Here is a 20026-nt window from a genome sequence, read left to right on the forward strand (position 1 = left end):
GTGTTCCCCGCTCCCTGCGCAGACATACGTGGTTGTGGCACGTACATTGCTACGGGAGCAGCCGGGCGACAAGTCCACGACCGAGTGACAGAAACCCGATATCCGTTCAGTCCTTTTCGGACCACGCTCGTGTCCCTCCTGGACGTTCAGCGGCGGGACGCGGTGAGCGTGTCGAAGTCCGGGAAGTCGTCCGCCAGTGTCGCGCCGGTGAAGGTGCCGACCCAGCCACCGTCGTCGTGGAAGAAGCGGATCGAGACGTAGTCCGGGCGCGTGCCCATGTCGAACCAGTGCGTGGTGTTCGCCGGGACGCTCAGCAGATCGCCCGCCTCGCACAGGATCGCGTACACCTGACCGTCGACGTGCAGGTAGAACACGCCGGAGCCGCGGGCGAAGAACCGGTCCTCGTCGTCGGCGTGGGTGTGTTCGGCGAGGAACTTCCGGCGCGCGGCGGCGGCTTCGGCGGCCCAGGCGGGATCGTCGGCGGGGGTCATCCGCATCGCGTCGACGACCTGGTAGCCCTCGGACTCGACGACGCGGTCGATCCGCGCGCGGTAGGCGGCGAGCACCTCCTCCTGCGTCGCCTCCCCCGGCAGGTCCGCGACGACCTCCCAGCGTTCGAACCGCACGCCGAGCCGCTTGAGCTCGGCCACGATCGTCTCGGTGTCCTCGGTCCGCAGCCGGACCTGGTCGGGCCGGTCGTCCGGCCACACCGTCAGCAAGGTCATCGCAGTCCCCTTCCGCCACCGTCGAGTGTCGTCTGAACCTGGAGGCACGATGAACTTATCCTTGCGCAGCCGTTCATCGTGCCGACCGGGTGTGGGTGTCCCACTGAACAGAGAAGCGCAGCAACCACTCGAGACATTCCAGCCGGTGCCTGGCCTGCCGCAGATCGTCACCCCAGACGTAGACGCCGTGCCGCGCGACGATCAGCGCGGGCGTGTCGGCCGCGTAGCCCGCCTCGAAGGCGTCACCGAGCGCCCGCATGTCCTGACCGTTCGCGATCACCGGCACGGTCACCGGGTCGTCGTGCGCGGCCCGGCCGAAGCCCTTGAGCATCTCCAGGTCCCGCAACGGCACCCCGCCGGGCCAGCGCTCCGCCGCCACCACCGGGGCGAGCGCGTGGACGTGCACGACGGCACCCGCGCCGGACACCGCGGCGATACGGCCGTGCAGCCCGGCCTCGGCCGACGGCGTCCGCTCCGGGTGCGGCTGGTCGGCGACGGCCTCGCCGCGCTCGTCGACCACGACGACGTCGTCCATCGACAGCTCGCCCTTGTCGCGCCCGCTCACGGTGACCGCCAGGCGCAGCGGAGCACGCCCCAGCACGACCGACAGGTTGCCCGAGGTGCCCCGCATCCACCCCATCCCGGCGTACCGCGCGGACTCCGCGGCGATCGCCCGCCCGGCCGCCTCCAACGCCGTCACAACGGCACCACCGCCACCTCGCCGAAGGACCGGATCTTCGCGTGGGCGCCGAAATCCGCGTCGCCGTACGGTTCGCCGTCCCTGGCGAGGCCGACGGTCTGCCAGCCGTCGGCCGCCGCGGCGTCCAGCTCGGCCGGGACGTCGGAGAAGAACACCACCTCGGCGGAGGGGACGTCGAGGACGGACGCGATGGCCCGGTACGAGGACTTCTCCCGCTTCGGCCCGGCGTTGACGGTGTCGAAATGCGCCTCGAACAGGCTGGTGACGTCGCCGTCGGTGGTCCGGGAGAACGACGCGACCTGCCCGGCGACCGAACCCGAGGAGAACACCGCCAGCCGCACCCCCGCCCCACGCCAGGCGCGCACCGCGGGCGCGACGTCGGGGAAGAACTCGGTGATCAGCTCCCCGGAGGCGTACCCGCGCTGCCAGATCAGCCCCTGCAACGTCTTGAGCGGCGCGGCCTTGCGGTCCTCGTCCATCCAGCCGTGCAGCACCTCGACGACCTCCTCGGTGGAGGCCGACTCGGGCAGCCGGGCCACGTGCCGCACCTGCGTCACCGCCGCGGTGACCTCGGGATCGCCCGGGTGTTCCTCGATCCACGGGCCGAGCCGGGGCCGCGCGTAGTCGTAGAGCACGACGTGCACCTGGCTGGTGGCCGTCAGCGTGCCCTCGATGTCGAGCACGGCCCACCGGGCGGTCAGGGTGGTGGTCACTGGTTGGGTTCCCCTTCTGCGTAGTACTCGCCGAGCCTGCCTGGAGCGAACGCGCCCCGGTCGGTCACGACCGTGGTGACGAAGCGCGGGGGTGTCACGTCGAAGGCGGGGTATCGGCCCCGGACGCGGTCGCTCGCGACCCGGTGGCCCAGCACGCTCAGCACCTCTTCGCCGTCGCGGTACTCGATCGGGACGTCCGCGCCGGTCGGCGCCGCCTGGTCCGGGGCCTGCGCCATGGCGTGGAACGGGACGCCGAACGCGTGCGCGGCGACGGCGAGGCCGAGGGTGCCGATCTTGTTCACCACGTGCCCGTCCATCGTGACCCGGTCGGCGGCGGTGACCAGCGCGGCGATCTCGCCGGAGGCGAGCATCGCCGCGCCCATGCCGTCGGTGATCACGGTCGTGTCCACGCCCATCTCCGCCAGCGTCTCCGCGGTCAGCCGCGCGCCCTGCAGGTACGGGCGCGTCTCGGTGCAGACGAACGCGGGTTCCCGGCCCGCGCGGCGCGCGGCGAGCACCAGCTCGACCAGGTACAGGTCGGCCCAGCAGTGCGTGAGCACGGTCGCCCCGGCGGGCAGGAGCTCCGCGGCGTGGGTGCCCAGCGCGCGGCTGCGGGCGCGGTACCGCTCGTCGCCGAGCCGGGCGCCCGCCTCGGCCGCGGCGACCAGCTCCGCACCGGACACCGGCCCCGCGGAGTCCACTTCGGACAGTACGAAACGGACGGCCTTGCGGAGATGGTTGTTGGTCTTCCTCGTGCCGACAAGACGATCCGCGGCCCGCCCGAGGTGGGCACGGGCCGCCGGCGGCGGGAGCGCGGACGCCGCCCGCGCGGCCAGCACCATCCCGCCCAGCGCGGCGAAGTACGGGCCGGACGACTGCGTGACCATCTCCTCGATGGCCACCGCGACGTCCTCGACGGTGGCGCAGCGCACCCATTCCCGCGTGAACGGGAACCCGCGCCGGTCCAGGATGCGCACGCCGTCGGGGGCCAGCCGGACACTGTCGGCGAGCACGGGGAGCACCATCAGCTGTACCCGGACGGCTGGGGCCGCGTGCCGCGCAGGAAGTGGTCGCCGACCTCGCGGGCCTTGTAGACGACGGGATCGTGCAGGGTCAGCGTGCGCGCGTTACGCCAGAATCGGTCGAGCCCGTGCTTCGCCGCGGTGGACCGGGCACCGGTGAACTCGAAGATCTTCGACGTCGCCTCGACCGCGGCCCGGCTGGCCACCACCTTGGCGCCGGAGATCGCGATCGCCGCCTCGGCGCGCTCGTCATGGGTGAGGTCCCAGCCGCGTTCGTCGGCCTGCCCGAGCGCGGTGACCGCGGCGTCGACCGCGAATCCGGCCGCCCGCGCCGTGGCGACCAGCTCGCCGTATCCGGCCAGTACGTACGGATCGGCGTCCGCGCTGTCCACATCGGACAGTATCCAGGCGCGGCCCGCTTCCCGGGTGTACGCGGCGGCCGCGTCCAGCGCGCCCCGCGCCAGCCCGGCGTAGACCTGGGCGAGCATGAGCTGGAATCCCAGTGCCGCCAGGGAAATCCGCGGACAGCGGGGATCGGCGGGGTTCTCCGGCTGGATCCCGAGGACGTCGCGGGCGTCGACCCGGGTACCGGCGAACCGCACCCCGCCGCTCGCGGTGAGCCGCTGCCCGATGTTGTCCCAGTCACCGGAATACGTGACGCCGGGAGCCCGCGCGTCGACGACGAAGGTGAGCTTCTCGGCGGTGTCGGTACGGGTCCCGCTCACCACCAGGCGATCGGCGACCGAGGCGCCGGTGGCGAAGGTCTTGCTCCCGTCGAGCGTGAAGCCGTCGCCGCAGGGGGTCAACCGCAACGCGGCGTCGAGCGGATTGCTCACCCCGGCCCAGAACCGGTCCGGCTCGCCGGGCACCCGCGCCCCGAACAGGCCGGTCCGCCACAGCTGCAGATAGTGGTAGCCGAGCAGGTGCCCGGCCGACGCGTCGGCCGCGGCCACAATCCGGGTGACCTCGTTGGCCGCCGCCCATCCCCCGGTGTCCAGCAGCGCGAGCAGTCCCGAGTCCCGCAGCAGCCCGACCTCGCGCACGGGCTCGTCCCCGGCCCGGTCGCGCGCCACGGCGTCGGCGGCCAGGACGTCGGCGAGCTTCGTGGCGGCCTCACGCCACGGCTGGGTCACGATGTACCTCCACCTCGTCGGGGTGGTCCCACCGTGCCACGCGACCCGGTCACGGCGCGAGTGACACCGATCTCACTCCGCGTCCGGGATCCCGCCCCGGAGTAACCGGATGACCTCCTTACAGAGCAGCCGTATAGGTCGTTATACGTCAGGCATCACCGGGGTCGGCACCGAGGGCGGGAGCGTCGGTCCGGTGCCGGGTGCCCAAGCCGCTCGAAGCGGTGTGGAAGCCCGCGACACGGCGCAGGGTGAAGTGATCGATCCCGGTGCCGTCCTCGCGCAGGGCGCGCACGGTCAGTGTCGTCGGGTGGCCGCGCCAGGCGGGCTGGGCGTCGATGGCGAGAAACGCATACCCGGTGTACCGCACGCGCGACCACCCGACGGTCTCGCCGGCCTTCGCACCGTCATCGGTCCAGTGGTAGGACCGGTACTCGCCGGTGAACGTGTCGGGCACCGGGAAGTCGTAGACGCTCCGGCCGCCTCCACCGCAGGTCGCGTACACGGTGCCGTCGTGGTCGGGGTCGATCGTGTCGCCGATCCCCACTACGCGGGTGACCCGGCCGCCGCGCAGGGCGTCGGTGCGCTCGTAGATGTGGTTGTGCCCGTTGATCACCAGGTCCACGTGGTACTCGTCGACCAGCGGCACCCATTCGTCGCGGACGCCGCCGTCGGAGGCGTGCTGGTTGGTCGTCGAGTAGGCGCAGTGGTGGAAGAACACGACGACGAAGTCGACGTCGGGCTGCGCGCGCAGGTAGCGCAGGCGCCGCCGGAGCCACGCGGTCTGCCCGCCGCTCGAGTACCCGAGGTTGGCCGGGATCTCGTACGAGACGTCGTTGGCGTCGAGCGAGACGACACCGACGTTGCCGTAGAGGAAGGAGTACACGCTGGGGCAGCCGGCGGGCCCGCTGCCGGGGAAGTCCCAGCGCTTGAGCTGCCCACCATAGCCGTCGGGCGAGTACAGGGCTTCCATGTCGTGGTTGCCGGTGGTGACCATCCACGGCACGGACGCGGCGACGGCCTCGATCTGGGCGAGGTAGGCGTCCCAGACCTTCGGGTCGTAGCTGTCGTGCTCGTCGTCGGCGTGGTCGCCGACGGGGTTCCCGGCGCCGGTCGGGTCGGCGTAGGCGATGTCCCCGGCCAGCAGGTGGAACCTCGGGTTCTGCCGGGCGACGGCACCGTCCTGTGCGAGCGCGGTGGTGCTCACGCCCTGGTCGCCGAAGGCGGTGAAGGTGAACTTCTCGCACGGGAATCCCCGCGCGGGCGCGGTGGTGAACGTCGAGACGGCGGCGGCGCCACCGTCACCGGCCGCCGGGTCGAAGCCGTCGTGCCCGACGGCGTAGTGGTAGGTGCGGCCGGGCGTCAGGCCGGTCGCCTCGGCGTGCAGGTAGTACTGGTCGTAGGGCGCGATGACCCCGGTGACCTCGGAGTGCAGCACGCGTGTCTCGGCGGGGACGCGGTGGCTCCACCCGGTACCCCCGTGCTGTTCGGCAAGGCGCAGGAACGGGTTCCGGACCCGGGCCGGGGTCTGCCAGGCGACCCGCATCGAGGTCCGCGGGTTGCGGCCGAAGGCGAGGTGACGTCCGCCAGGGGCCACCCGCGCGCCGTCGGCGTGGGCGGGGACGGGCAGCAGGAGCGGACCCGCGGCGAGCAGCGCGCCGCCCGCGGCGGCGCCCTTGAGCATCGAACGACGGCTGAGGTACTCGTGGTGTTCGGCGATCGACAGCCGGGTGGCCAGTGCGTCGGGAAGACCGACTCTCGGGATTTCCATGAGCGGGATGTTCGCCCGTCCACGTGCCGTAGACCCGACGCCGAAGCGAAGGAGCGTCGTCCAGCACCTCAGCGGGAAACCAAGGCTTTCTTAAGAGAATCTACCGTTTTCGCCGCGGATGGTGCGGCGCAGCTTCGGGACGCGTTCGGCGAGTGTCCGTTCGGCGCCGCGCTGGGTCGGGTGGTAGTAGTCCCTGCCCACCAGCTCGTCGGGCGGGTACTGCTGGGAAAGCACGCCCTCCGGGACATTGTGCGGGTAGCGGTACCCCTTCGCGTTGCCGAGTTTCTCCGCGCCCGCGTAGTGCCCGTCCCGCAGGTGCGGGGGCACGGTGCCGATCCCGCCGGCACGGACGTCGGCGAGCGCCCCGTCGATGCCGGTGATGACGGAGTTCGACTTCGGCGCGGTCGCGAGGTGCACGGTCGCCTGCGCCAGTGCCAGCCTGCCCTCCGGCATCCCGATGAACTGGACGGCGTGCGCCGCGGCCACCGCGGCCTGCAGTGCCGTTGGGTCGGCCATCCCGATGTCCTCGCTGGCGTGCACGACCAGGCGCCGGGCCAGGAACCGCGGGTCCTCCCCCGCCTCGACCATCCGGGCGAGGTAGTGCAGCGCGGCGTCCACATCGGACCCTCTGATGGACTTGATGAACGCGCTGATGACGTCGTAGTGCTGGTCGCCGTCGCGGTCGTAGCGCACCGCCGCTTTGTCCACTGTGGACTCGACGACGGCGAGGTCGATGGTCCCGCCATCGGTGGAGCCCGCCGCGTCGGCCGCCGCCTCCAGCGCGGTGAGCGCGCGGCGCGCGTCGCCGCCGGCGAGACGGACGAGGTGCGCCCTGGCGTCCTCGGTCAGCGTCAGCGTGCCACCGAGGCCGCGCTCGTCGGTCAGCGCGCGTTCGAGCACCTCGACGATGTCGTCGTCGGTCAGCGGGCGCAGCTGGAGCACCAGCGACCGCGACAACAGCGGGGAGACCACGGAGAACGACGGGTTCTCGGTGGTGGCCGCGACGAGCAGTACGGTGCGGTCCTCGACGGCGCCGAGCAGCGCGTCCTGCTGGGTCTTGGAAAACCGGTGCACCTCGTCGATGAACAGCACGGTGTTCTCGGCGTTGTACGCGCGTCTGCGCCGGGCCTCCTCGATGACGCCGCGGACCTCCTTCACCCCGGCCGACAGCGCCGACATGGCGACGAAGCGGCGACCGGTGGCGATGGACACGAGGTTGGCCAGTGTCGTCTTGCCCGTGCCCGGCGGGCCGTAGAGCAGCACCGACGCCGGGGCCGCGCCTTCGACGAGCCTGCGCAGCGGCGCGCCCTCGCGCAGCAGGTGCTGCTGGCCGACGACCTCACCGAGCGAACGCGGGCGCATCCGCACCGCCAGCGGCGAGCTCGCCGGGTCCGCCTGCGCCGCCTCGGGGTTCGCGCCGGTCGGCTCCGGCGGCGGGCCGAGGTCGGGGTTCACGGTGAAGAGTTCGTCTTGCGCCACACCTTCGACGTTAGCCGCTGCCCCCGACAGGATCGGCCACGGGATCGCCGTTTCACCGCGTCCGCTGGCGGAAGGAATGCCACATGATGGCCACCGCGTAGGGCAGGAACTCGCCGCCGCGACGCCACAGCCACGGGATCCCCTTGAACACCAGCCACCCCAGGTGTGCCACGGTGCTCGGTTCGGCACCGCCGGAACAGGTCAGGCTCACCGGCTCGACGACCTCGAACCCGGATTCGGCCAGCAGCGCGGTGAATCCCGCCGCGAGCATCCGGTGGCCCAGCTCGGACGGGTGCAGCCGGTCGACGCTCCAAGCGGCCAGGTCGTAGGCTCCGGGCATCGTGGCCAGGTCGAGGCACGGGACGCCCTCGCGCTCGACGACGGCGTCGATCGCGGCGTTCAGCTCGGCGACGCGGGCGCTGAGCGCGCGACGGATCGACGACGGGAGCCGGAACACCTTCGCGTGGTCGTGGTAGCGCACCGGGACCACGGTGGTGCCGACGGCGGCCAGCTCGCGCAGGACCGCGGTGAGGTCCGCGGCGATGGCCTCGGCGTCGAAGTCCGGGCGCAGTGTGTCGTTCATCCCGACCACGACCAGCGCGACGTCCGGCCGGTGCGCGAGGGTGACGGGCAGCTGGTCGGTGCGGACACAGCTCATCCGCGCGCCGGTGAACGACGGGTTGAGGTAGCCGTCCGGTTCGACGCCGAGCGCGGCGGCGACCAGCGGCCCGACCCCGCGCCAGCCGCCCCGGCGCGGCAGCGGATCGCCGAGGCCGACGGCGGTCGAATCGCCGAGGACGGCGAGCCGCCGGGCGCGGCGCGCCACCGGCACGAGGTGCGGGCGGCGCGGCTGGTGGGGTTCCGGGAACTCGGTGACTTCGATGCCGATCACGGTCACGGTGATGACCATGCGGCATCGAAACTCACCTGCGGTGATGACTGGGTAACGCGGCGAGGACGCGTCGGCGAAAGTTCCGTGCGTCCGGCGCCGTCGTCGGTCCGTGGGGGCCTCCCCGAGGGACCTGGAGTCCCTCGGGGAGGCCCCCACGGACCTTTGGAAGGGTCGGCCGGGCCAGTGCCGTCAAGGCCACCTTGCGGGCGTCTGACGCCCGTAAGGTGGCCTTAACGGAACGCCGGGTAGTAGGCCAGGTCGGAGTGCGGGCCCAGCCGGGCGCCGAGCGCGGCGGCGACGCGGGTGGCGTGCTCGGCGACGTCGGTCAGCCGCGCGTACCCGGCGTGCTTGGCCAGCTCACGCCACCAGGTGACCAGCGCGGCCTCGCGGCTCACCGGGGTCGCGGGCCTGCTCAGGTCCAGCGTCGGCAGCATCTCGAAGGTGCGGAGCCAGACCAGCAGCATCTCGCTCGTGGTGAGCTGCTCGGCGAGCAGGTCGTCGTCGGCGAAGGACGGCCACACCGCGACCACCTCGGCGCGCCAGGCGGCGATCATCGCCTCGCTCATCCCCGCCGGCAGGGCGAGCGCGCCGGGCGAGGACGCGAACGGGATCCGCAGGTAGGCGGCGTCCACGAGCGCCGTGCGCACCAGCCCGCGCTCGAAGTCGAGGAACCGCACCCCGGCGCTGGTGACGAGGTTGTTGTCCGGGCTCAGATCGACCGGGCTGAACGCGCGGTAGGCCACCGCGCGGGACATCTCCGCGGCACGCGAAAGCCGTTCGCGGATCGTGTCCGGCGTCGGCACGTCGAGCTTCTCTTCCAGCAGTTCCGCGACCCGCTCGCAGGTCGGCAGGGTGAGGTCCGCGCACTTCACCGGACCGCCCAGCCGCCGCAGCAGTGCGTTGAAGTCGGCCTCGCGGTTGGCGGTGGTGGCGTGCAGCCTGCCCAGCGAACGGGCCCACGACAGCAGCGCGCGCTCGGCGGCGCGGGAGTCGCGGGCGTTCAGCTTGTCCTCCAGCGTCGGCGCGCGGCCCAGATCGTCCAGGACCAGCACCCGGTGCCGCGCGTCGTGCGCGAGCAGCTCCGGGCACATCCGCTCACCCGCGGTGAGCGCCGTGAACAGCTGGTAACTGACGGCCTCCTGCGCGTACGGATCCGGTTTGCCCGGTTCGGCGGGATCCGGGTAGTGCTTGATGACCAGCGTGCGCGGCAGCGCGAACGGCGAGGACGCGACCCGCGCCCTGAGCACCGTCGCCGGCCCGCTCCCGGCGAGGTCCTCCGGGGCGACGAGGCTGATGGTGCTGCCGAAGCGGCGCGTGAGAACGGACTCGCCGGCTGCGACCGCCGCCGCGACGGCGAGGTGTTCGGCTCCTGCTCCGACGGTGGAGTCGTCGGCGGAGGAGGTGTCGACTGTCATTGTCACCGACCCTACTCGTGACTGAGCAATCATGACCACTGACATCCAGGGCACGCGACCGCGGCGCGGACGCGGTGGATCACCCGCGTGAAAGCGGACGTTCCATTGAGGGTGAGCGTTGCACGCGACGACGCAACATCAGCACAATGGCCGCAGCTGCAACGATTCCGATGAGGTTCACGACGAGCTGGCCGAGGGATCCGAGGAACCGCAGCCAGTCTCCGGCGACAACCGCGACCATCGCGTAACCGGCGGCGGGCACGGTCGTGACCGAAATGAAAACTCCCACCAGCGCGGCGGATTTGGCCGAGGTCATCGCGAGCATCCCGGCCGCGCCCGCGAGCAGCGCGACCACCAGTGAGAGCGGCCCGACCTTGTAGACGAAGTCGACCTGGTGGTTGTTCACCACGGCGTCGGCGTCGAAGAGCCCGGTGACGCTGCCGAGCAGCACCACCCCGAAGGTCAGCGCCATCGACACCGGGAACGCGACCGCGAGCGCGGTCCCGGCCTGCCGCACCAGATCCCACCGGCGCAGCACCAGCCCGACCGCGATCGCCGCGAGGGGCCCGAACTCCGGGCCCACCACCATCGCGCCGACGATGGTGACCGCCGAGTCGGTGAGCACCCCGACCGCGGCGAGCAGGCAGGCGATGGCGAGGAACGCCAGGAACGTCGCGTTGAGCCGGGACTCCTCGCCGGTGCGGCCGAGAAGTTCCTGCCACACCACCGCGTCCGCGCCCTCGCCGGGCGCCGCCTCCTCCGCCGCGTCGGCGGCGTCGGACAGCGCCGTGTCGACGGCTTCCAGGGTGATCCCGCCGCTGTGGTCGAGGTCGAGCGCGCACAGCGCGTCGACGATCTCGTCGGCGGCCTCGCGGGCGACGTCGGCCTCGACCAGGTCACCCTCGGGACTCACCGCGACGCCGCGGTGCACGACCAGATGTGCGGTTCCGGCGTGTGCCCGCAGGACGTCGAGGGCTTCCCCGGTGCGGTCCGGCGGGCACACGGCCCTCAGATGCAGCATCAGTTCGCGGGCGGCACCGGCTTGGCGTCGATACCCGCCTCCTTGCGCTGCTGCGCGGTGATCGGGGCGGGGGCGGCGGTCAGCGGGTCGAACCCGCCACCGGTCTTCGGGAACGCGATGACGTCACGCAGCGAGTCCGCGCGCGAGAGCAGCATCACGATCCGGTCCCAGCCGAACGCGATGCCGCCGTGCGGGGGCGGGCCGAACTGGAAGGCGTCGAGCAGGAAGCCGAACTTCTCCTGCGCCTCCTCGTCGCCGAGGCCCATGATCTCGAAGACCTGCTTCTGCAGCGCGGCCTGGTGGATACGGATCGACCCACCGCCGATCTCGTTGCCGTTGCAGACGATGTCGTAGGCGTAGGCCAGCGCGGCGCCAGGGTCCTCGGAGAGCTTCTCGATCGACGCGGGCGTCGGCGAGGTGAACGCGTGGTGCAGCGCGGTCCACTTGCCGCCGCCGACCGCGACGTCGTCGCCGATCTCCTCGACCGGCACGAACATCGGGAAGTCGACCACCCACACGAACGACCAGGCGTTCTCGTCGATCCGGCCCAGCCGCTTGCCGATCTCGACCCGCGCGGCGCCCAGCAGCGGCTGGACGTCGGCGGCCTTGCCCGCGCCGAAGAAGACGCAGTCGCCCGGCTTCGCGCCCGCCGCCGCGGCGACGTTCGCGCGCTCGGTCTCGGACAGGTTCTTCGCGACCGGCCCGCCGAGCGTGCCGTCGGTGTTGACCAGGATGTAGGCCAGGCCACGCGCGCCGCGCTGCTTCGCCCACTCCTGCCACGCGTCGAGCTGGCGGCGCGGCTGGTCGGCCCCGCCCTCCATGACGACCGCGCCGACGTAGGGCGCCTGGAACACGCGGAACGGCGTGTCGGCGAAGAACTCCGTCATGTCGGTCAGTTCGAGGTCGAAGCGCAGGTCCGGCTTGTCCGAGCCGTACTTCGCCATCGCGTCGGCGTAGGTGATGCGCGGGATCGGCAGCGGGATCTCGTGGCCGATGAGCTTCCACAGCGCCTTCACGACGCTCTCGCCCAGCGCGATGACGTCGTCCTGCTCGACGAAGCTCATCTCGATGTCGAGCTGGGTGAACTCCGGCTGCCGGTCGGCGCGGAAGTCCTCGTCCCGGTAGCAGCGGGCGATCTGGTAGTACCGCTCCAGGCCACCGACCATGAGCAGCTGCTTGAACAGCTGCGGCGACTGCGGCAGCGCGTACCAGGAGCCGGGCCGCAGCCGGGCGGGCACCAGGAAGTCGCGGGCGCCCTCCGGCGTCGAGCGGGTCATGGTCGGCGTCTCGACCTCGACGAAGTCCTGCTCGTGCAGCACCTCGCGCGCCACCCTGCTGACCTCGCTGCGCAGACGCATCGCGGCCGCCGGGCCGCTGCGGCGCAGGTCGAGGTAGCGGTGCCGGAGGCGGACCTCCTCGCCGACGTCGACGCGCTCGTCGATCGGGAACGGCAGCGGCGCGGCCTCGGAGAACACCTCCAGCGCGGTGGCGAGGACCTCGATGTCGCCGGTCGGGATCTCGGCGTTGGCGTTGCCCTCGGGCCGCCGTGCGACCTCGCCGACCACGCGGACGCAGAACTCCGAGCGCAGCTGGTGGGCGCGCTCGGCCATCTCGCCCTCGCGGAAGACGACCTGGGCGACACCGCTCGCGTCGCGGAGGTCGATGAAGATCACGCCGCCGTGATCGCGCCGCCTCGCCACCCATCCGGTGAGGGTGACGGTCTGACCAGCGTGCTCGGCACGCAGGGTGCCGGCTTGGTGAGTGCGGAGCACTGCGACTGCTCTCCTTCGGCAGGGGAATTACGGGCGGTTTTCGCCAAGCGCACAGGCTAACGAACCGCCGTCGGCGGACGTCAGGCAGACCCGGCTGATCACAGCAGCCGCAGCTGCTCCGCCGGATTCGCCGGGGCCACGACCGGCTCGGCGCGGTGACTCCGCTGCCCGGGCAGGGCCGGTGGCCGGTCGAGGCCGTACCGCCGCAGCAGCGGCCCGACCCGTTCGCCGAGCCGCTCGCGGTAGGCCTTCGAAACGTAGCTACCGCGCGCGTACAGCTGTTTGTACCGCGGCACCAGCGCCGGGTACTCCCTGGCCAGCCACCGGGCGAACCATTCGCGGGCGCCGGGCCGCAGGTGCAGCGGGAGCACCGTGACGCGGCTCGCGCCCACCTCGGCGAGCCGCGCGAACAGGGCGTCCAGCGCCTCGGCGGAGTCGGTCAGCCACGGCAGCACCGGGGCCACCAGCACCGAGCACGGCAGGCCGGCGGCCCGCGCCTTCTCGACCAGCTCCAGCCGCGCGGCCGGGCCCGGCGTGCCGGGTTCGAGCCGCCGCTGCAGCTCGCGGTCCAGGAGCGCGATCGACACCGCCAGGCTCACCGGGACGTCGGCCGAAACGCTCTCCAGCAGGGGCAGGTCCCTGGTCAGCACGGTGCCCTTGGTGAGAATCGAGAACGGCGTTCCCGAGCGGGCCAGCGCGGTGACGATGCCCGGCATCAGCCGGTAGCGGCCCTCGGCCCGCTGGTACGGATCGGTGTTGGTGCCCATCGCGACGTGCTCGCGGGCCCAGCCGGGACGCCGCAGCTGCGCGGCCAGCACCTGCGGCGCGTTGACCTTCACCACGACCTGGGTGTCGAAGTCGCGGCCCGCGTCGAAGTCCAGGTAGGTGTGGGTGTTGCGGGCGAAGCAGTTGTGCGACACCATCCCGTCGGCCACGAAGTCGCCGGTACCGGTGGTGATGTCGAACAGCGGCAGCCGCAGCCCCAGCGGCTCGGCCGAGACCACCCGGCGGCGGCTCGTCCCGAGCACCGCCCCGTCGAGCGACCGCCGCCTGCCCACGGCCGGATCGCAGGTGTGCAGGAACCGGATGACCTCGCCCGTGCCGCCGCGCAGCCGCACCCGGCACCGCCCCGGCTTGCGCTCGGCGACGTCGTAGCCGAAGCCGGACGCGTCGAGCGCGGCCCGCAGCGCGCCGAGGACCTCCTGGTCCTCGTGGGTGATCCACAGCGCGCCGCGCCGGTACCCGCCCGCGAGGTCGAAGAGCCCGGCGAGGAATCCCCGCCGCCAGTGCGCGTCGGGCGTCCCGGGAACACGCAGGAATCCCACCGAGGAGCCGAAGTCCGGCAGGTAGCCGACGGCGCGGGCGGTAGCCTCCGGCTCGACGGCGAACCCGCCGGAGCGCAGCATCCCGCACAGGTAGCCGGCGCGGTAGCCGAGCGTGTCGTCCGGTGTCGCCGCGAACGCGCCGACACCGACCAGCTCGGTGCCCTCGGCCAGGTGCGGGCGCTGCGCGGCGCCGAGCCTGCTGCCCGCCACGAACCGCCAGCCGCGCGCGGACAGGAACCGGTGGTCCTCCCCCGCGACGATCCGGGTGCCGTCGTCGAGCGTGACCCGGTACGCCTCGCGCAGCGTGGACCAGTGCGCGAGCACGGTGGTCGGCACCAGTCCCCGTGCCGAACCGTGCCCGCGCGTGCCGTAGATCCGGTCGCCCACGCGCAGTTCGGCCAGCGCGCGTGTGCGCCCGTTGGCCAGCAGGACGCGGGTGCCGCCCTCCAGGCAGTACGTGCAGGCGTGGGAGCAGCCGCGGTACGGGTTGACCGTCCAGCCGAAGGGGACGCCGGAGCCCTCCGGCACCTTGTTCAGTACCGAACGAGCCCGCACCTCGTGGAAGGTGACCCCGTCGAACTCCGGTGGCCGCACCGTCCGCACCAGACCCTCCAGGCCCGGGAGTACCGGCTCCACCCCCACCCGCTGTCGTTCCCATCGCACCCTGCCAGTCGAACACACGTTCTAATGCGCTGTCAAACCGGTTTCGGATCACAGGGAAGCGACAGCCCGTTCCGGCCGCTCAATTCTGTCCACAAAGGACATATTCGCCGGGGTCGCCTACGGTCCGTGGGGGCCTCCTTGAGGGACTACAGGTCCCTCAAGGAGGCCCCCACGGACCACAACGGACGGATCGGGAATACCGCTCAGCGGCCGCACATGGCGGCGTCGAGGATCTCGAAGCGGAGATCGTCACCGGTGGTGCCGGGGGCGGCGTTCATGGTGTTGGTCACGACGGTCGCGTAGCGCCCGTCGTCCGTGGCCGCCGTCCAGGTCGCGTAGCCGAGGACGTTGCCGGGGTGACCCCACGCGTCGCCACCGCAGGACAGCGTGTGCTTCAGCAGGCCGAGCCCGTAGTCGTAGCCCGCGGGCGCGCCCTCCCAGGGAATCGTCCTGCGCATCTCGGCCAGCCCGGCGGGCGAGACGAGCTTGCCCTCGGCCAGCGCCCGGTAGAACGCCGTCACGTCGGACATCGTGGACACCACGGCACCGGCCGGGCCGAACATCGACGGCTCCAGGTTCGTCGTGTTGTCCACCCAGAAGAAGATCGGGCCGACCCGCCCGCCGGCGTACCCGTGCACGTACGGCGCGGGCAGGGTCCGGTCGCCGCCACGCGGGTAGCTCGTCGCGCGCAGGCCGAGCGGGGTGATGATCCGCTCGGTGATCGCCTCGCCCACCGTCTTCCCGGTGACCTTCTCGATCAGCAGGCCGAGGATCTCGAAGTTGGTGTTGGAGTACTCGAACCTGGTGCCCGGCGCCGAACTCGGCTTCAGCGTGAGCCCCTCGCGCACCACTTCCCGCAGTGTGTAGGAACCGTCGGGGTTCTGCCGGGGACGCGGATTGTTGTTCACCGGGATCCCGGTGTGGTGCTGCAGGAGCTGCCGCACGGTGATCCTGGTGCCGTCGTAGCCGTTGCCGTCGACCACGCCGGGCAGGTAGGTCTCGATCGGCGTGTCCAGCGCCACCTTGCCCTCGTCGGCCAGCTGGAGCGTCACCACGGCGGTGAACGTCTTGGTCTGGCTGGCGATCCGGTGGTGCTCGTCCGGCTGGATCGGCTTCGCCGCCTGGGTGTCGCCCGTCCCGGACCGCAGCGACCAGGAACCGGCGGCGTTCCCGGCGAACACCGCCGCGCCCGGCGCGTTCCGCAACGCGCGGTCCAGCAAAGCCCTGGTCCCGGCGTGATCGTCCGCGGCCTGGGCCGCGGCCGGGACCGACACGGTGAACGCGGCGGCCGCCAGCACGGCCACCGCACAGGTCAAGGTTCTCTTCGACACTGTCGTGCTCCCCACCTTCGAGTCGTGTTGCTCGCGGATCGGACACTAGGCACAGCCCATGAAATCCCGATGACACGACCTCGTGGCCAGCGGTTTCACTTCAGTGTCGTGGAGGGGTCCTCGGGGACCTCGGGGGGAACGCGTCGTAGTCGAGCCACGGGTCCTGGAGGAACTCGCGCCACCGCGGGTCGTGCCCGGTCCGCTTCAGCCGGAAGTACAGCGCACGCCGGGTCTCCGCCGCCGTGTTGCCCCCGATGTTGTGGCCCAGCAGGTAGTGCGCCAGCAGCAGATCGCCCGCCCTGCCCCGGATCTGCTCGGGCTCGGGCAGCCGGATCGGCGGATAACCACCCGCGGCGAAGAACGCGTCCGGCCCGTGCTCCCGGAAGTACTCCGCGTGCGTCAGGTGCGTGCCCGGCCAGACCCACAGGTTGCCACCGTCCTCCCCGAGCTGGTCGGACATCAGCACCCCGGCCAGCATCGTGAACGTGTACGGCCGCCCGTCCGGGCCCGGCGGATACCCGTCGATGTGGTGCATACCGGGCCGGTGCGAGAACGGCGGGATGTTCAGCGCGACCTGCACCTGCCCCGGCACGTCGAGTTTCCCCACGCCGACAAGGGATTCCGCGTACGACCACGCGGGAGTCCCGGTCAGCGGGGCAAGCAGCGCCGGGACGTCGGCCGCGTCGGGGAAAAAGAAGTGCGGACCGGTGACGTGCGCCTCCGGCGGGTCGGCGGCCAGCAGCGCGTCGATGCCCCGCGTCGCCTCCGCCACCACGTTTTCCGGCACCACCCGGGGAATCACCACGAAGCCGCGTTCGGTGAATTCGTCCCGCTGTCGCTGATCCAGCATGATCCGCAGCGTAGAACCCCGGGACCGGCCGAGCGAACCCTTTTCGCGCGGCTCAGGAGCGCAGGGCGGACCGGGTGCGCTGCCAGTCGGTGACCGCGTCCAGCCCGGCGTCGATCTCCGCGCGCAGCAGCGCCGCGATCAGCTCGGCGACGTCCTCCCCGAGCAGTTTCGGTGCCTCGTCCTCGAACGCCGCCAGCGCCTCCCACGGTGTCGCCGCCAGCTCACCGGTCACCTGCCCGGCCGGGGGCGGCACCAGCCCTTCGGCGATCCCCGCCCGCCCCGCGGCCAGCAGCGCGGCGACCACGAGGTGCGGCGCGGCGTCGGCACCGGCGAAGCGGAACTCCAGCCGCTGCCCGGCGCCGGTCCCGGCGAGCCGCACCGACGCGGTGCGGTCGTCGGTACCCCAGCGCAGCACCCGCGGCGAGAACGGCGCGGTCCGCAGCCGGGCGTAGCTGTTCCACGTCGGCGCCCAGACCGGCGTCAGCGCCCGCGCGTACCGGAGCACCCCGGCGAGAAAACCCGCCAGCGGGCCGGAAAGCCCGGCACCGATCGGCAAACCGTCCGTTGTGGACAGTGAGAGGTGGACGTGCCCGGAGTTGCCCTGCCCCGGGGCGGGCGCCGCCGAATAGTCGGCGAGCACGCCGTGGCCGGCCGCGACCCGGCGTACGACCATCCGCAGCAGCAGGGAGTCGTCACAGGCGGACAGGGCGTCCCGGTGCCGCAGCACGATCTCGTACTGCCCGGGATGACATTCCGCCCGCGCCGACTCCACCCCGAGACACACACCATCCAAAGTGGACCGGAGATCGCCCAGCAGCGCCGCCATCGGCTCGGTCCCGCCGACCGCGTAGTCCACGCCGTGCGCGGTCAGCGGCTCGCCGCCGGGGTCCCGGAAGACGACCTCGTGCTCGATCCCCACCGACGGGGCCAGTCCCAGCTCCTCCAGTGCCGCGAGCTGCCCGCGCAGGACCGTACGCGGCGCGACGGCCGCGGGTTCCCCGTCCGGCCACGCGACGTCGCCGACGACCGCCCAGACCCGTTCGTCCAGCGCCACCGCCGACGCCGGGTCCGGGGTGGTCACCAGATCCCCGAACCCGCCGAGGTACCGGGCGAGCGCGCCGTCGTCGGGCACCGGCAGCGGATCGCGGTCCGGGGTCCACGCGAGCACGTAGCTGCACACGCCGTACCCGTCGTCGAGCACCTCGGCGGCGAACGGCGCGCTCAGCTCCACCATGGCGAACCGCGTGTGCGGATCGGGCACGAGCAGGAGCAGCCGCGCACCTGGTTCGGCGAGCCGGGCCCGCAACACCTCGGCGGCCACGCCGCCCGCCGCCGCCCGCCCGGCGAGGGTCCGCGCGCCGACCGGCCGCGCGAACGGGCTCACCAGGCGCCCTCCGGGTCCGGCCCGTGCAGCGGATTCGGCACCCGGCCCCAGCGGACGTCGAACTCGTCGTCCCGCTCGACCTTGTCGAACCCCTGCCCGGCGAGGTGTTCACGGTTCAGCGTCACCCGTTCGACGTCCGGCGCGAACAGCAGGCACGCGTCGAACCGCTCGGCGACGTCGGGGTTTTCGTCCCGGTAGCGGCCCACCACGGCCCGTACCAGCGCCCAGAACCGCGCCCGGTCCAGGCCGAGGTCGTCGAGCAGGATCTCCGCCCAGAACCGCAGCTGCCCGGAGAACACCGAGCTGAACAGCGACTGCGCGAGCAGGTGCGGCGCCCAGCGCAGCATGTCCGCGGCCGCCTCCGGCGGCAGGTCGGCGTAGCAGGCCAGATCCTGGTCCATCAGGTCGACGCCCTGCGCGAAGTCCTTGATCACCACGCGCAGCGGGTACCCGGCGGAATCGGTCACCAGCACCAGGTTCTGGCCGTGCGGGCAGAATCCGACGCCGTAGCGCAGCAGCCACTGCAGCAGCGGGGTGAGCAGCAGGTCGAACACCCGCGCCAGCCACGCTTCGGCGTCCGCGCCGGACCGGGTGGCGAGCTCGGTGAGCACCGAGACACCGTCCGCGTCGCGGTAGGGCAGCGCGGCGAAGGAGATCGCCCGCTCCCCCTCGGCCAGCCGCGCCACCAGCGGTTCGCGCCACAGCGCGCCGAGCGTCTCGTGGAACCGGTAGGGCAGTTCCTCCAGCGCGCCGAACAGCGGGTGCCGCACCGACACGCTCGCCACCTCGCCGAGCAGCTCGAACCGGTACTTCTCCGACAGCAGCGGGTCCGCGTCGTGGACGCGCCGCAGCCAGGCGGTCACCGACGGGCCCGCCAGGGTGGCCGCCGAGTTGAGTCCCCGGTAGACCAGCGTGTTCCGCACCGACACCGCGGTCTTGACGTCGTGCCGGTCGGGCCTGCTCAGGTTCGCCAGCGTCCGCACCGTCTGATGTGGACGGTAGTGGTCTGCCGACTCGCCGAGGTCGATCATCGCTCCGGTGGCCAGTTCGGCGGCGTACAGCGTCCCGATGACCTCGTCGGCCTGCCAGGGGTGCACCGGCACCCAGACGTAGTCGGCCGGATCACCCGCCGCGGCCACCCGCGCGGTGAACTCCGCACGCTGCTGTTCGCCGAGTTCGGCCGCCAGCAGGGACTCCGCGCTCAGCTCTTCGACGCAGCGGAACTCGGCGTGGTCGCGGTGGACGGCGAACCAGCGCAACCGGATGTCCGCGCCGGACTCGGGCGCGAACCGGGCCCGGTCGGCGGCGGAGAACCCGACGCGGCCCTTGTTGAGCACGAGCCGAGGATGTCCGGTCAGGTGTCCGTCCGCGAGGTTGTAGTCCATGGTGGACAGTGCGGCCGCGCTCGGCGCGCGCCGGAGCCGCGCGGCCTCGTTGGCCACCGTCGCGGTCAGCTCGGCCAGTACGTCGGCGAGCCGCAAACCGGTCAGCCCCAACGTTTCCCTGGCGTCGACGACGAGCGTGCGCGGGTCGTCGGCTGGCACTTCGGGACCGTCGCCCACCCGCCGCGTCGCACTGCCGGGCAGGACCGTCCACGACTCGAACGCGCCCCGCCGCGCCTGGAACGCGTAGCCGACGCCGCCGGGCAGGCCCAGCCGCCACCAGCGGTGACCGCGGCCGGTCTCCTCCCCCGCCTCGGGGACCAGCATCCCCTCGTACGACAGCTCGCCGAGCATCTTGTGCGTGATCAGCGCGCCCGCGGCCCGCCACGCTCCCGCGTTGTCCATCCTCATGCGATCGCCTCACTCCGCGCGACAGTGCCTAATTCCTCTT

At 72.3% G+C, this 20026-nt stretch carries 16 protein-coding genes; all 16 read right to left on the reverse strand.

Annotation, left to right across the window (positions count from 1 at the left end; genetic code table 11):
- Positions 1-146: 146 nt before the first annotated feature.
- Positions 147-725, reverse strand: coding sequence for a 1,2-dihydroxy-3-keto-5-methylthiopentene dioxygenase (locus tag ABD987_RS04685; RefSeq protein WP_345387275.1), 579 nt, complete (start codon positions 723-725; stop codon positions 147-149).
- A 73-nt stretch (positions 726-798) separates the two neighbouring features.
- Positions 799-1425, reverse strand: a complete 627-nt coding sequence (gene mtnB / locus ABD987_RS04690; protein WP_345387277.1) for a methylthioribulose 1-phosphate dehydratase — start codon at positions 1423-1425, stop codon at positions 799-801.
- The gene (mtnC, locus tag ABD987_RS04695) at positions 1422-2138 is read right to left on the reverse strand and encodes an acireductone synthase (RefSeq protein ID WP_345387279.1); all 717 of its coding nucleotides are present in this window, start codon (positions 2136-2138) and stop codon (positions 1422-1424) included. The genes mtnB and mtnC overlap by 4 nt, the downstream gene beginning before the upstream one ends.
- Complete coding sequence (locus tag ABD987_RS04700; RefSeq protein WP_345387281.1) at positions 2135-3163, reverse strand: s-methyl-5-thioribose-1-phosphate isomerase; 1029 nt, start codon at positions 3161-3163, stop codon at positions 2135-2137. Before ABD987_RS04700 ends, mtnC begins: the two co-directional genes overlap by 4 nt.
- Positions 3163-4293 (reverse strand): acyl-CoA dehydrogenase family protein, encoded by a 1131-nt coding sequence (locus ABD987_RS04705; RefSeq protein WP_345387283.1) that lies wholly within the window; start codon positions 4291-4293, stop codon positions 3163-3165. The genes ABD987_RS04700 and ABD987_RS04705 overlap by 1 nt, the downstream gene beginning before the upstream one ends.
- Positions 4294-4441: 148 nt before the next feature.
- A complete protein-coding gene (locus ABD987_RS04710) occupies positions 4442-6061 on the reverse strand; it encodes a purple acid phosphatase family protein (protein WP_345387285.1) in 1620 nt (539 codons plus the stop codon).
- Between the two features lie 90 nt (positions 6062-6151).
- Positions 6152-7540, reverse strand: coding sequence for a replication-associated recombination protein A (locus ABD987_RS04715; protein WP_345387287.1), 1389 nt, complete (start codon positions 7538-7540; stop codon positions 6152-6154).
- A gap of 52 nt (positions 7541-7592) precedes the next feature.
- Positions 7593-8450 carry an SGNH/GDSL hydrolase family protein gene (locus tag ABD987_RS04720; protein WP_345387289.1) on the reverse strand — a complete coding sequence of 286 codons (858 nt, stop codon included), beginning with the start codon at positions 8448-8450 and terminating at the stop codon, positions 7593-7595.
- Positions 8451-8662: 212 nt separating this feature from the next.
- Positions 8663-9847 carry a phosphotransferase gene (locus ABD987_RS04725; protein ID WP_345387293.1) on the reverse strand — a complete coding sequence of 395 codons (1185 nt, stop codon included), beginning with the start codon at positions 9845-9847 and terminating at the stop codon, positions 8663-8665.
- Positions 9848-9926: 79 nt separating this feature from the next.
- Positions 9927-10868, reverse strand: coding sequence for a DUF389 domain-containing protein (locus ABD987_RS04730; protein ID WP_345387297.1), 942 nt, complete (start codon positions 10866-10868; stop codon positions 9927-9929).
- On the reverse strand, positions 10868-12640 hold the full coding sequence (gene aspS, locus ABD987_RS04735) for an aspartate--tRNA ligase (RefSeq protein ID WP_345387299.1): 1773 nt from the start codon (positions 12638-12640) through the stop codon (positions 10868-10870). The genes ABD987_RS04730 and aspS overlap by 1 nt, the downstream gene beginning before the upstream one ends.
- Positions 12641-12738: 98 nt before the next feature.
- A complete protein-coding gene (locus tag ABD987_RS04740; protein ID WP_345387301.1) occupies positions 12739-14628 on the reverse strand; it encodes an intein-containing Rv2578c family radical SAM protein in 1890 nt (629 codons plus the stop codon).
- A gap of 203 nt (positions 14629-14831) precedes the next feature.
- Positions 14832-15959, reverse strand: coding sequence for a serine hydrolase domain-containing protein (locus tag ABD987_RS04745; protein WP_345387303.1), 1128 nt, complete (start codon positions 15957-15959; stop codon positions 14832-14834).
- A gap of 100 nt (positions 15960-16059) precedes the next feature.
- Entirely contained in the window at positions 16060-16809 is a 750-nt protein-coding gene (locus ABD987_RS04750) for a phytanoyl-CoA dioxygenase family protein (RefSeq protein ID WP_345387305.1), read from the reverse strand.
- A gap of 52 nt (positions 16810-16861) precedes the next feature.
- On the reverse strand, positions 16862-18193 hold the full coding sequence (locus ABD987_RS04755) for a type I glutamate--ammonia ligase (RefSeq protein WP_345387307.1): 1332 nt from the start codon (positions 18191-18193) through the stop codon (positions 16862-16864).
- Entirely contained in the window at positions 18190-19986 is a 1797-nt protein-coding gene (locus tag ABD987_RS04760) for an IucA/IucC family protein (protein ID WP_345387309.1), read from the reverse strand. The genes ABD987_RS04755 and ABD987_RS04760 overlap by 4 nt, the downstream gene beginning before the upstream one ends.
- Between the last annotated feature and the right edge of the window lie 40 nt (positions 19987-20026).

Origin of the sequence: Amycolatopsis samaneae (assembly GCF_039541975.1) — a bacterium.
GTDB classification, from domain to species: Bacteria; Actinomycetota; Actinomycetes; order Mycobacteriales; family Pseudonocardiaceae; genus Amycolatopsis; species Amycolatopsis samaneae.